Genomic DNA, 12,370 nt, shown 5'->3' on the forward strand with positions numbered 1-12,370 from the left:
ACCGCCCTGATCCAGCCAGGCATCACTGCCAGGTGACCGGAAATCGAGGACCACTGTGACTGTAAAGAAATTCAATCTGCCGGACGTCGGCGAAGGCCTGACCGAAGCCGAGGTAGTGGCTTGGAAGGTCAAGCCGGGCGACGTCGTTGCCATCAATGACGTCCTGTGCGAGATCGAGACCGCCAAGTCCCTCGTTGAGCTCCCCTCGCCTTTTGCGGGCACAGTCACCGAACTGCTGGTTGAGGAAGGTATCACCGTTGAGGTCGGCACGGCAATCATTGCTGTTTCCGAAGGACAAGACGGAGATGCTGCGCCGGTGACCCCGTCTGCGACGGTGACGCCGGCTGCTCCGGAGGCACCCGCCGTCGAGATGCCCCTCTACGGCAAGCTGCCTGCCGATGACGACGGCGACGATAACCGTCCGGCCGGCGGCCCGCTGGTGGGTTCCGGACCCAAGGCCGACGCCGTCAAGCGGCGCGCGCGCAAACGCCCGGCCGGGACGGCGGTTGAGGCAACTTCAATTGCCGAGAATGCGGAAGGCACCGTCCAGGACCATCAGGCAGTACTGGAAGCCAAAGCGGCCGAAACCCCGGCTGCGCACCGCACGACGACGGCCCCCGTCGTCGCCGCCCCGGCCCCCGAGGCGCCCCAAACTGCGGCTTCGCGTGGAGCCGCCATCAGCGGAACCATCAGTGGCTTGGTGAACAAGGTCCTTGCAAAGCCTCCGGTGCGCAAATTCGCTCGCGACCTTGGAATCGACCTCGCCGATGTTGTGCCCACCGGCCAACGCGGCGAAGTAACCCGCGAGGACCTGGTGAGCTATCAGGCCCAACGGGATGCTGAGCATGACCAGGCGGACAGCTTCTGGGGCGCTTCCAAGAAACCGCAGGATCAGCGGGTGGAGCGGATGCCGGTCAAGGGCGTGCGTAAGGCCACTGCCAAGGCCATGGTGGATTCGGCCTTCTCGGCTCCGCACGTCAGCATTTTCGTGGACGTGGATGCCAGCCGGACCATGGAGTTCGTCAAACGCCTGAAGGTCTCCCGTGACTTCGAAGGCATCAAAGTTTCACCGCTGCTCATTCTTGCCAAAGCAGTCATTTGGGCCGCGGCACGCAACCCCAGCGTCAATGCCACTTGGGTGGAAAACGCCGATGGCAAGGGTGGCGCGGAGATCCAGGTGAAGCATTACATGAACCTGGGCATTGCTGCCGCAACTCCTCGCGGCCTCATGGTCCCCAACATCAAGGACGCCCAGGATCTGTCCCTCAAGGAATTGGCGCTGGCCCTCAACGAGTTGGCAACCAAGGCCCGGGCAGGGAAGACGCAACCGGCTGAGATGCAGGGTGGAAGCCTTACCATCACCAACATCGGCGCCCTCGGTATTGACACGGGAACGCCCATCATCAACCCCGGCGAAGTAGCCATCATTGCGTTCGGAACCATCAAGCAGAAGCCTTGGGTCCTGGACGGGGAGGTCATTCCGCGCTGGATCACCACCCTCGGCGGTTCTTTCGACCACCGCGTGGTGGACGGGGACCTGTCCGCGCGGTTCATGGCTGACGTTGCTTCCATTCTCGAAGAACCGGCGCTCCTGCTTGACTGACGGGCAAGCCCGGCCGCCGGCAGCAACTGGAACTGCGGCAGTAGCCGGGACTTCAGCAGCCGCCAAGGAAACCGGTCACGTGGCCCCTCAGTTTGTGACAGGGCCTTGGCGCACGGTTGCCCGCGTCCTGACGGAAGTCTTCCAGCCGCCGGTTGTCGTGTTGGTTCTCTTGCTGATCAGCCCTGCCCCGGAACCTGGGTTCCCGGGGACCATATGGTTCGGGCTGCTGGCGGCGATGTTCGTCTGCGTGCTGCCGTTGGCTTATGTCCTGGTGATGGTGAAGCTGGGCAGGATCACGGACCACCATGTCAGTGACCGCCGTCAGAGGCCGGCGCTGCTTCTGATGACGCTGGGCTCAGTGCTGGTTGGTTTGCTCGTGCTGCACTTACTCAACGGGCCTGTGAGTGTCACGGTGATGATCATCGCGCTCATAGGAGGCATCGGGGTACTGGCCGTGGTCAGTGCCTTCTGGAAAATGAGCGGGCACGCCTCGGCCCTGGCGGCAGCAGTGGTGATAGTCATCCTCATGTTCGGGCCGGCCTGGCTCCCTCTGCTGCTCCTTGTGCCGGCTGTCGGCTGGTCGCGGCTGGTTTTGCGGGCCCATACCCTTGCCCAGGTCATTGCAGGCTCGTTGTTTGGAGGCGTTGTGATCGCAGGCCTGTGGTGGTTGCTGCGGGAATGGATGCTCTAGCTAGCTGCCGATGCCCTCGAGTTCGCCATTGCCTCAATCGCTGAGAGTCGCGGTTTGACCACCCCGTACCACCCTCGTGGGAGCGGGACGGTCAACCACCAGCTCCGGGATGGAGTTCGCGCGAAATTCGAGCCGATCACGGGAGCCCGCGCCGGAGAAGCTCCCCACGGCGGGGGCTCCAACGAGCTCTGCACCTGCTGAGGTGGCCAGCCGGAAGCAACGCTCCAACTCGGCATCGGTGGATGCTCCTGTTCGGTATCCCAGCAGATGTGCGCGATCCATCATGCTGCCCGTGCCGAACGGTGACCAAGCATCGCGGACTCCGTCCGAGCCGAGGGCAACCTGAACCCCGTGCCTTTCCATGAGGTCCAGATCCGGTACGGGGTCGGCTCCCAGTGCGCAGGTAGCCATCCAGATTCCGGCCTCGGCCAAGGCGTCCAATGTAGGTCCGATGCCGGGTTGTGAGGCATCGCAGAGCGCAAAACCGTGCCCGATGTTGACTCTTCCCTGCATGCCTTCATCCACTGTGCGTTGTGCGATGACACGGAGCTGCGCCAGCCCTTTGGCGCCGTCGTCGTGCAGGTGTATATCCAGATTCCTGCCATGTTTGTTTGCCAGTCCGTAGACGGCATCCAGATGTCCGTGCAGGTCTCCGTCCAGCGATTCAGGGTCTATGCCACCTACAAGGTCCGCGCCTTCGGACAGGGAGGCCTCCATGAGATCGAGCGTGCCTGGGTTGCTCAGCAGGCCAAACTGCGGGAATGCCACCACCTGGACGTCCAGGAATGGGGCCAGGCGCTCAGCCGCTGCACGGACACCGTGAATGTTACTGAGGCCGATTTGCGGCGCTACGTCAACGTGGGCCCGCATTGCCATGGTCCCGTTAAGGACAGCGTGCTTCATCAAGGCATAAGCCCGCTCCTCCACACTGTCCTGGTATGCGAGCTGCGCGCGGAGGTCGTTTCCGATCAGGTCCGTCAGCGTGCGCGCAGGTGTGCGGGACAGCCAGCCCGAGCCCCAGGTGGTCTTGTCCGGGTGGATATGCGCGTCCACAAAACCCGGGGTGGCCAGTAGCGTAGTCATCTGAATCCTTTCGCAAAGTCCACCAAGGTATACCAAATATTCGGAGTGGAGTGAAAGTCGCTCTCCAGACCCTCATTAGTCGGGGGTGCAATCTGAAGGAAAGCGAGCTGATCGGAATGTTTGGGATACCAAAACCTATACAGGACCGCTTGGGCGACTTACTCTAATGAACAAGATTCATTTATGTGACCCCCATCGCATCGAGGAGAACCCGTGAGCATCACTGGAAGAAGCACAATGGATGGCCCGCAATCGGCCCCCACGCCCAAATCGGCCCCCACACTCAAACGCGTCCTGGGTTTGCCTTCACTCATCGCGTTCGGCCTGACCTCCATGGGGATCCTGTCCGTCGTGGCGGTCTACGGGGCGGGGACGGAGATCAGCGATGGGCATTTGCCGGCCGCATATGTGGCTGCCTTGGTGGCGATGCTGTTCACCGCGCATAGCTATGGCCAGATGGCCAAGCACGTCCCAGTAACAGGAGGGGCCTATGCCTACGCTTCGCGGGCCTTCGGCAGCCCTGTGGGATTCATGGTGGGTTGGGCCATGATGCTGGACTACTTGTTCCTGCCTATGGTGAACTTCCTGCTCTTCGGCCTGTATCTCAACAGCTTGGTGCCCGTGATACCGCCGCAACTCGCAGTCCTCCTCTGCCTTTTGGTGGTGGGACTCTTCAGTGTGATCGGCGTTGCCTGGATCAAGAAGATGAACATCGTGGTGGTGGCGGCCTCGGTCCTGGTGATTCTGGTGTTCCTTGTCCTGGCTGTGGTCAACGCCCCAGAGCTGTCCTTCGACAATATTGCCCGGCCCCTGACTTTGGGGGAGGGCGGAGTTGCCCCGGTGATGGCGGCCGCGGCTATTGTGGCCTTCGCATTCCTGGGATTCGATGGCGTTTCCACCCTCTCCGAAGAGACCCGCAATCCCAGGCGCGATGTGCCGCGGGGCATCATTCTGTCAACGCTTTTTGCCGGCTTGGGCTATACCCTGTTTTCCGTGGCCGGAAGCCTGATCGCTCCGGAGTGGAGATCAATTGTGAACCTCGATGCCGCGGGAACCGAACTTATGCAGCGCGCCGGAGGGGACGTGCTCATGGTGGTGTTCGTGATCGTGAACCTGGGCGGGCTGGTTCTTTGCGGCACGGCTGCCCAAATGAGCGTCAGCCGTGTCATCTATGCAATGGGTAGGGACAGGATCCTGCCCGGCACCCTGGCGCGGCTGCACCCGCGATTCCGTACTCCATATTTCGCAGCGATGCTGGTCTCCGCCGTGTCCTTGATCGCGCTTGTCATCACGCTGGAACAGGCGGTCTACATGATCAACTTCGGGGCGCTGGTTGCTTTCGCTGTGGTGAACCTGGCAACCATCAAGGTGGTGTTCTTCGACCTGCGAAAGCGAGGAACAGCTGGGATGGTGCGTAACCTGGCCATGCCGCTGCTCGGTTTTGCCTTCATCGCCTGGCTATGGACGTCGCTGGCATGGTTCACTTACCTGCTGGGCGCCGCCTGGCTTGCTGTAGGAGCAGTCATTTTCCTGCTGCGCAGGCGGAAAGCGGGAGGGCAGATGGCCCTGAACTTCGACGACGGCGCTGTCCCCGACGGCACGGTCGCGGACGACGGCGCGGCCTCCACGGGACAAATGCCGGGTGGGCGCGAGGGCGCTAGAACGCCGGGTAACTGACCAGCAGAGCCTGAAGTTCCGTCGTCGACATGTGGTTTGCCATCTCAACGCTGATGCCCATGGCGACGGCGGCTACGGTAACCATGGCCACGCAGGCCACGGACAGGAAGCGCCAGTCCTTCCGGAAGACGCTGCCGAATGTCTCGGGCATCTCAAGGCTGGGGGAGATCATGTTGGGGGCGCTGTCCCAGGAGCCGTCGTCGAGCATGGCGATGATGCGGTCATTGCCCCGGTCGTAGCGCATGGTGCTGATGTGGTTGCCGTGGCGGGCAAGCAGGATGTCGTGTCCCACGCGCTGGCGCGGCTGCAAAGTAAGCAAGAAATGATCCCCTGAAGTCAGTAAGTGGAGGTGGCGCACGCCATTGGGGGCATCTCGATTTTATAACGATGACTTCGGGGATCCTGCCCAAAAGACGCCAAATGCCGGGTGAGGCTCCCCACCCGGCGGCGTGATTCAGCTCGCTCTACGGCTGGTCGGTCTTGGCAATATAGACATCGCACGGCGCGGTGTGGGCAACCGTGTTGGCGACGCTCCCAAGCACACGGCCCAAGCCCTGCATGCGGCGATTACCCACCACGATCAGACGGGCATCCTGTACTTCGGCTTCCTTGACCAGCGCTTCCCCGGGCTTGCCACGGGCTGCAGAGTAAGTGACCTCAAGGCGGTCATCAGCCAAGCGTTCGGCTACCGCGCGGGCCACGGCTTCAGCCTCGGCGGCGTCAGAGACGATCCACTTGTCGGTGCCGATTTCAACAACTTCCGTCCGGTTGCTGTCGAAGGCGCTCACCACGCGGAGGTTGGCTCCAAGTCCGATCGCCAACTTCTGGGCAGCCTGTGCTGCCCTCATCGCGGTTTCGCTGCCGTCGACTCCGACGATCACAACTCCGGTCATTGTGGTGCTCCTTCATTGGTGGCTTCAATGGCTTCCGCCAGGACAGGGGCCAAGCGGCGGACGCCTTCGGCTATCGTATCCGGCGGCACGGCGCTGAACGCGAGGCGGAGCTTGTTGGACGGTCCGTCGGCCGGGGAGAAGGCTGCGCCCGGAATGAAGACCACCCCTGCGTCAATAGCCTTTCCGAGCAGCGGATAGGTGTCCACACCTTCAGGCAGGGTGACCCATACAAAGAAGCCACCGTCCGGGCGTGTCCACGTGAGCCCGGCAGGCATGTATTGGTCGAGCGCGGACAGCAGGGCCTGGCAGCGTTCGGCATAGAGGGTCCGGTAGATGTCGATCTGCCCTTGCCAGTCGTACTCGCGGAGGTATGCCGAGACGAGCATTTGATTCAGCGCCGGCGGGCAGAGGGTTACGGCCTCGGAGGCGAGGTAGAAGCGACGCTGCAAATGCGCGGGAACCAGGGCCCAGCCGATGCGGAGTCCCGGAGCGAAGATCTTCGAGAACGAACCCAGGTAGATGACGTCATCCGGATTTGCGGCCCGCATGGGGGCAATCGGATGGCCGTCAAAGCGAAGGAGTCCGTAGGGGTTGTCTTCCAGGACAATGATATTCGCATTACGGCATATATCGACGATTCGCTGCCTGCGTTCCTCGGCCAAGGTAATGCCCGAAGGGTTGTTGAAGTTGGGGATCGTGTAGAGGAACTTGATGTTCTTGCCCTCTGACTGGAGTGCCGCGATCCTGGCCTCAAGGAGCTCCGGTACCAGCCCGTCGTCGTCCATCTCGATGGGTTCCACCTGTACCTGGTATGCCTCGAACGTGTTCAGGGCGCCCACATAGGTAGGGTTTTCCACCAGCACAACATCGCCGGGGTTGCAGAAGACCTTGGTGGCAACATCTTGTGCGGACTGTGAACCGGCGGTGATCACCACGTTCTCGGGGAGAGCGTCAGTGATCCCCTCGGCAGCCATGATGGTGCAAATTTGCTCGCGGAGTTCTTCGGTGCCTTGACCTCCGCCATACTGCAGGGCGGTCATGCCCTCCTCTGCGATGATGCGGGCGGCGGTCTGCCCGAGCTTCTCCAGCGGCAGCGACTGCAAATAGGGGTTGCCGCCGGCAAGGGAGACGAGGCCCGGCTGCATGGAGATGTCGAAGACATCCCGGACAGCGGATTGTTTGATGTTGGCGGCCCGCGCAGAGAACAGTTCCTCGTGCGGGTGGGCGGCCGTGGCGGCACGCTCAATGGCGTCGATGGCTTCAGCGGGCAACGTTGCGCCGGCATCCAATGTTTCGTGGGTCACAGTGACAGGATACTCCTCGATGTTGATAATAAGGCAACAGTTGTTTTCAATTCGCACCATTTTCGCAGGCCAAGCTTTACGCCGGGATCGGGAAGGGCTGGAATGTAGCTATGACAGCGCACAGGGGATCCGTGACCAAGGCCGAACACTTCCATAAGCTTCACGACTCCGGGCCCACCCCCTTGGTCCTGGTGAACGTGTGGGACGCAGCTTCCGCCAGGGTTGTAGAGGAGTCCGGTGCCACGGCTATAGCCACCTCGAGCTCGGCCGTCTCCTGGAGCTTGGGGTTCCGCGACGGAGACCATGTGCCATGGGGCCTGGCCATGGCCGCACTTGGCCGCATTGCAGGGGCAACGCGGTTGCCGGTAACCGCAGACATCGAAACCGGCTACGGGCGCACCGACGACGAATTGCGCGCCACTGTCCATGCCGTCCTGGACGAAGGCGCCGTTGGAATCAACATTGAGGACTCCGCAACGGAGCCGCTCACGGACGTGATGGAACAATCGCGGCGGATCGCCTTGATCCGCGCTGTTGCCGACGATCGCGGTATACCGCTGTTCATCAACGCCCGCACTGACACCTACTTGTCCGGTCAGTTTCCGGACACTGCTTATGAGGAGACTTTGCTGCGTGCCGAGGCCTACCTGACGGCGGGAGCGGACGGAATCTTTGTGCCCGGTGTGGTGGATCTGCATGTACTGCACGAGCTGTCCAACCGCATTCCCGCACCCCTCAACGCTTTGGCGGGAGTGGGCGCGCCGTCGCCCCTGGAACTGCACGACGCCGGCGTGAGGCGCGTCAGTATCGGTGGAAACGCGGCCAAAGCGGCCTACGCCAAGGTGGCCAGGGTGGCGAAGGAAATCCTGGGCGATGGCAATTGGGCCGGGCTGGCCGGCACGCGGAGCCACGACGAGATGGACTCGCTGTTCGCGCCGGGACCCAAATACAGCCTGTGACCATGCGCTTCCCGTGAGGAAGTTAACGCACGACGGCGGCACTTGGCTTTAATGTCAGACCTCGCCCATAGCGTGGGTCACGGAAGACGAGGGGAGAATCCATGGCACGGCGCAGTGTGCAGTTCTGGCGGATCGAGCAATTGAACGGTGATGAGCTCAGCCGCCCTTTTCCGGCGCGCCGTGTGGCCGAGGTGCTGCAGAAGGCCCGGGACGCCGGCACCGACAGGCATTTCACCAGCGGTGACGGTACGGTGTTGCTGGCCCAGGCGGTGGCATCAGCACCGCATCCCATGCTGCTGTTGGATCGGGTGCGGGACACCAACCTGCCCAGTGTCGGCGATGCTCTGGGCCGGCGTAAACCTCTGCCCCTGGCGCCCGGGGATCATCTGCTGGAGACCACGTACTTCGCCTTCCTCAAGCGCAATGTCATTGCGGTGCTGACCAGTGGAAACGGGCCCAGGGCATCAAGGTTGGGCGAGTACCTCGAAGGGATGCTCGGGCTTGAGCCGAGCCTGGTGCCGGTAGTCCGCGAGGACATAGAGGAAATCCTGACAAGGCTTGAGGTGAGCCGTTTCGAGTTCGCGCTTCCTGCTGAACGTCTCTCCGGCAAGCTCATGGACGGCGAATGGGCTGACGTTTTGGACAGTGCGTCACGCCTCATGAATGAGGGTACGTTCCGGATTTCCTTGAGCGTGGGCAGATCCGGCAACGCCGAGGACAAGCAACGGATTCGTGACCGCATCCAGCAACTGATCCGCCTCTTCCGCAGGGCCGGATCCGTAGACCACTTCGACTATGTGGTGGCTGAGGGTAAGGATTCCCTGACAGGGGACCGCGAGGTAGTGGACCTTCTGAAGGAGCGGTTCATCTCGCACATCGACGTGGATCCGGACGTGTTCAACGATCCTCAAAAGTCCACTGCTGAAGCCATCACTATCCTCAACAAACAAGCCAGGGACAATGAGGCCTTTTTCGCCAGGACCCTGCCGGAAATCAAGGGCACTGCCGATTCAGGCCTGGTACCGGACATCGTCGCGGGGGGAATGGCCACTCTCCGGGCGGCTCTCGCGGCAGCCGTGGAGGGTGCTGGAGAGGCAAGCCAGGGAGCTCAAAAAGCCGATCAATCAGCCGGGGAGAACCAAGGCGGTGCGGGTCATGAGCTTGTACGAGGTTGACGTAGAGCGGACCGGGCGGCGCAGGACTCCGTGGCGTTGGTTTCTCTTGCACCCCGTTGCGGATTTCGGCTGGGCTGCACTTGCCGTTCTTCTCTGGCTGGGAATCGCGCTCCTGGCCCGTCACTCGCTGATGCTGGAGGCCGTGGACCCGGGTGCACGGCGAGCCCTGTTCCAGACGCTCGCCACCTTGGCAGGGGCCACGGCCGGGCTGACTCTCACAAGCGTCTCCATGTTGATCAACGTGCTGGGAAAGAAGGCTGCGCCGGGTCAGCGGGAACTTCCTTTGGAGAAACTGTCCGCTACTCACCGGCGCCAAATCGGCGAGGTGTTCCTTTTTGCCATACCGGGGCTGGGCTTACTGGTGGTCGCAGCTTTGGTCACAGTGGTGCTGGAAGGAGATGCGGTTACGGGCATGTGGATCCCTGAAGCTCTGGTCTTCTTGCTGACCTTCGCTTCCGTCCTGGCCTTGTTGCGTGTGGGGTGGGCACTCCGGAGAGTGCTGGCGATCGCAACGGCGTGAACTCCCGTTTTCCCGATCCTCCTGCAGCACGTCGCTGCCCCGCTATTCCGTTGCGGGGCAGCCACGGAATAGCGGCCCGGCACGTGGCAGCCGGGAACTCACGGAGCAAGAGGCCCCGAATCACCGCACGCTCAGCGCCTCGGTCAATGTCCGGCCATTCACGTAGATCTCGGCACGTGACGCGCCACTGGCCTGCACTATGGTTTGGGTGAGTTGCGCCTGGATCCGGGGGATATCGCACACGCCTCCGGGCCGCAGCGAACCACTGAGGTTCACCACCGCCGTGCTGCCGCTCATGTAACCGGAGAGGTACTGCAGCGACGAATCGGCCAATGCATCGTAGAGGGCGGCATCACTGTCCACTGGCATTCCGGTTTCCAGTAGCCGGCCGAGTGCCACGGACAATGGATCACCGGGCACTGCAACGCCCCGGACCGGTACCAGGCTGTCATTGCAGCCGAACCGTACCCCGCGGGCGCCGCCGTCGTCGATTGCCACGTAGTAGACAGCTGGTCCGTAGTTTTCCGCATCCACGGGAACGACCGTGGGGGTGGGTGTTGGTTCGGGGGCGCTGGTGCCGGGCCGGGGCGAAGGTTCTGCGACGTTCGCGGGCTGGGTAGGGGCGGCCTCGGAGGATGTGCTCGAAGGATCGGGCGTTGGTGGTGCCGGCGAGGGCGGTGCGGCAGGGACGGCAACGGAGGGAATGCCGGGGCTCGACGGCGGAGGATCTGGCGGTGCAGGAACCGGCGGGAGGGGGGTCGACGCGGCCCGGGTGGAAGCAGCCGTGCTGGGTGATGGGGCGCGTGGAGTCACGGAAACCGTGGGTAGGGGATCGGCAGATTGGGAGGGCGTGGGCGTGCAGCCCGCCACCCACAGGCCGAAGACGACGCAGGCAGCCGCGATCGTCGTCGTACTTTTTGATCCCCGTCCGGCATGCATGACAGCCCCGCGCTCCTGTCCGTCCACCTGTACCTCCAACGTTAGGGCGGGACGGTGGAACAGAACATGCCGTTACGGTGACGGTTCGGACAAGAGTTGATCACGCCCACCCATAGGCCGGCAGGGACGCAAATGCCCCCGGCCCGCAGAAAGCGGAACGGGGGCATCGAAAGCGTAAAGACTAAGCTGCTGCTTCTTCTTCCTGAACGGCAGTCAGGGGCTCGAAGATGGCCTTGATCTGCTCTACAACCTCGGCGTCGTCCTTCGGGTGCAGTTCAGCAAAGCGGATCATGGAACCCGGGACGGCCAGCTTGACGTCTTCCAGGACCTTGGCACCGGCGATGCCGGCGGCCTTGCGGGCTTCGTCCTGTGCCCACACGCCACCGAACTGGCCAAAGGCGGTTCCGACGACGGCGGTCGGCTTGCCGGAGAGGGCGCCGGCGCCGAACGGGCGAGACAGCCAGTCAATGGCGTTCTTCAGGGAGGCGGGCATGGTGCCGTTGTGCTCGGGGGTGACCAGCAGGATGGTGTCGGCGTCGGCTGCTGCAGCGCGCAGGGCGGCGGCTTCGGCGGGGACCTGGCCTTCGACGTCGATGTCTTCGTTGTAGAAGGGGATGGTGCCCAGTGAGCCGTGGATCTGCACGTCAACGTTCTCGGGTGCGTTCAGCTGGATGGCTTCGGCGAGCTTCTTGTTGTGGGAATCGGCGCGCAGGCTGCCGACGAGGGTAAGAACTGTGCTCTTGGACATGGTGTCTCCTTGTGTCTGGCCGGTACCTGGCGGATCCGACCTGCGTTGTCTGGGCTTTGGGGCCTTCATCGATACTAAACGGACTATGGTCCGGTTTCTATTCCCGGGGTCTAGAATATTTCTGTGAGCTCGATCCCCATGAGGCCGGACGTGCCCCTAGGTGCGCCCCACGAGCGCAGCGACGCAGCGAGGAATCGCGAGCGCCTCCTCAACGCTGCCCGGGACCTTGTGGCGGAGCTTGGCGCAGAAGCTCTGACCATGGACGCGCTCGCCTGCAAGGCCAAGGTTGGCAAGGGGACCGTGTTCCGCCGTTTTGGCAGCCGCGCCGGGCTCATGATGACGCTCCTGAGCGACTCGGAGTCCGAATTCCAGGCCGGTTTCATGTTCGGCCCGCCCCCTTTGGGTCCGGGGGCTGCGCCAAAGGATCGTTTGGTGGCCTTCGGGGAGGGGCGCATTTACTTCGTCCTTGAGAACGGCGAACTCTTGAAGGCGGCCGGAGCTGCAACCCGCAACAGGTTCGACGTCCCCGCCACCAAACTTTCGCACCGACATATGGAGGTCCTGCTGCGGGAGGCGGGTATCGCGGATCCTTGGGTGATGGCGATGTCCCTGACCTACGCGCTGGACCCTGAACGAATTGTGGACGACGTTCGCGTCCGGGGTATTTCCCCCACCCGGCTTGCTGATTCCTGGCGTGAACTGATCACGCGACTCCTGGGCGCTGCTTAGATTTCGGCGGCAGAGAGCCCATTAGTACCGCCGGCGTCGTAAACATGAC

The 12,370-nt window shown here is 62.7% G+C and carries 13 protein-coding genes; 7 read left to right on the plus strand and 6 right to left on the minus strand.

Annotation, left to right across the window (positions count from 1 at the left end; translation table 11 throughout):
• Positions 1-55: 55 nt before the first annotated feature.
• Both BACI9J_RS00950 and BACI9J_RS00955 read left to right on the plus strand, forming a co-directional pair.
• Entirely contained in the window at positions 56-1,603 is a 1,548-nt protein-coding gene (locus BACI9J_RS00950) for a dihydrolipoamide acetyltransferase family protein (protein WP_159732436.1), read from the plus strand.
• Between the two features lie 94 nt (positions 1,604-1,697).
• On the plus strand, positions 1,698-2,294 hold the full coding sequence (locus BACI9J_RS00955; RefSeq protein WP_159736299.1) for a phosphatase PAP2 family protein: 597 nt from the start codon (positions 1,698-1,700) through the stop codon (positions 2,292-2,294).
• Between the two features lie 33 nt (positions 2,295-2,327).
• On the opposite strand, the gene BACI9J_RS00960 is transcribed toward BACI9J_RS00955, so the two are convergent.
• Positions 2,328-3,413 (minus strand): amidohydrolase family protein, encoded by a 1,086-nt coding sequence (locus BACI9J_RS00960; protein WP_268891904.1) that lies wholly within the window; start codon positions 3,411-3,413, stop codon positions 2,328-2,330.
• 177 nt (positions 3,414-3,590) lie between these two features.
• On the opposite strand from BACI9J_RS00960, the gene BACI9J_RS00965 reads away from it, so the two are divergent.
• On the plus strand, positions 3,591-5,054 hold the full coding sequence (locus BACI9J_RS00965) for an APC family permease (RefSeq protein WP_159732442.1): 1,464 nt from the start codon (positions 3,591-3,593) through the stop codon (positions 5,052-5,054).
• Here BACI9J_RS00965 and BACI9J_RS00970 read toward each other — a convergent pair.
• From BACI9J_RS00970 to BACI9J_RS00980, 3 genes are all read right to left on the minus strand, one after another.
• Positions 5,035-5,346 (minus strand): hypothetical protein, encoded by a 312-nt coding sequence (locus BACI9J_RS00970; RefSeq protein ID WP_159736300.1) that lies wholly within the window; start codon positions 5,344-5,346, stop codon positions 5,035-5,037. The genes BACI9J_RS00965 and BACI9J_RS00970 overlap by 20 nt on opposite strands.
• 172 nt (positions 5,347-5,518) lie before the next feature.
• On the minus strand, positions 5,519-5,947 hold the full coding sequence (locus BACI9J_RS00975; protein WP_159732445.1) for a universal stress protein: 429 nt from the start codon (positions 5,945-5,947) through the stop codon (positions 5,519-5,521).
• The gene (locus BACI9J_RS00980) at positions 5,944-7,251 is read right to left on the minus strand and encodes an aminotransferase-like domain-containing protein (protein ID WP_159732448.1); all 1,308 of its coding nucleotides are present in this window, start codon (positions 7,249-7,251) and stop codon (positions 5,944-5,946) included. The genes BACI9J_RS00975 and BACI9J_RS00980 overlap by 4 nt, the downstream gene beginning before the upstream one ends.
• A gap of 110 nt (positions 7,252-7,361) precedes the next feature.
• Between BACI9J_RS00980 and BACI9J_RS00985 the strand changes: the two genes are divergently transcribed.
• From BACI9J_RS00985 to BACI9J_RS00995, 3 genes are all read left to right on the plus strand, one after another.
• Positions 7,362-8,210 carry an isocitrate lyase/PEP mutase family protein gene (locus tag BACI9J_RS00985; RefSeq protein ID WP_159732451.1) on the plus strand — a complete coding sequence of 283 codons (849 nt, stop codon included), beginning with the start codon at positions 7,362-7,364 and terminating at the stop codon, positions 8,208-8,210.
• Between the two features lie 101 nt (positions 8,211-8,311).
• On the plus strand, positions 8,312-9,385 hold the full coding sequence (locus tag BACI9J_RS00990) for a hypothetical protein (RefSeq protein WP_159732453.1): 1,074 nt from the start codon (positions 8,312-8,314) through the stop codon (positions 9,383-9,385).
• Entirely contained in the window at positions 9,366-9,905 is a 540-nt protein-coding gene (locus tag BACI9J_RS00995; protein ID WP_159732456.1) for a hypothetical protein, read from the plus strand. The genes BACI9J_RS00990 and BACI9J_RS00995 overlap by 20 nt, the downstream gene beginning before the upstream one ends.
• A gap of 120 nt (positions 9,906-10,025) precedes the next feature.
• On the opposite strand, the gene BACI9J_RS01000 is transcribed toward BACI9J_RS00995, so the two are convergent.
• Together BACI9J_RS01000 and BACI9J_RS01005 are read right to left on the minus strand one after the other, a co-directional pair.
• On the minus strand, positions 10,026-10,871 hold the full coding sequence (locus tag BACI9J_RS01000) for a GerMN domain-containing protein (protein WP_236558288.1): 846 nt from the start codon (positions 10,869-10,871) through the stop codon (positions 10,026-10,028).
• A 154-nt stretch (positions 10,872-11,025) separates the two neighbouring features.
• Complete coding sequence (locus tag BACI9J_RS01005) at positions 11,026-11,592, minus strand: NAD(P)H-dependent oxidoreductase (RefSeq protein WP_141283806.1); 567 nt, start codon at positions 11,590-11,592, stop codon at positions 11,026-11,028.
• A gap of 123 nt (positions 11,593-11,715) precedes the next feature.
• Here BACI9J_RS01005 and BACI9J_RS01010 point away from each other — a divergent pair, with 123 nt between their 5' ends.
• On the plus strand, positions 11,716-12,321 hold the full coding sequence (locus BACI9J_RS01010) for a TetR/AcrR family transcriptional regulator (RefSeq protein WP_201296472.1): 606 nt from the start codon (positions 11,716-11,718) through the stop codon (positions 12,319-12,321).
• Positions 12,322-12,370: the final 49 nt, after the last annotated feature.

Source organism: Arthrobacter sp. 9V, from assembly GCF_902506065.1.
GTDB lineage: Bacteria > Actinomycetota > Actinomycetes > Actinomycetales > Micrococcaceae > Arthrobacter.

Bases quoted from the DNA above. Each gene is read 5' to 3' on its own strand.
- BACI9J_RS00975 (WP_159732445.1), bottom strand. From the start codon at position 5,947: ATGACCGGAGTTGTGATCGTCGGAGTCGACGGCAGCGAAACCGCGATG.
- BACI9J_RS00985 (WP_159732451.1), top strand. From the start codon at position 7,362: ATGACAGCGCACAGGGGATCCGTGACCAAGGCCGAACACTTCCATAAG.
- BACI9J_RS00990 (WP_159732453.1), top strand. From the start codon at position 8,312: ATGGCACGGCGCAGTGTGCAGTTCTGGCGGATCGAGCAATTGAACGGT.
- BACI9J_RS00995 (WP_159732456.1), top strand. From the start codon at position 9,366: ATGAGCTTGTACGAGGTTGACGTAGAGCGGACCGGGCGGCGCAGGACT.
- BACI9J_RS01005 (WP_141283806.1), bottom strand. From the start codon at position 11,592: ATGTCCAAGAGCACAGTTCTTACCCTCGTCGGCAGCCTGCGCGCCGAT.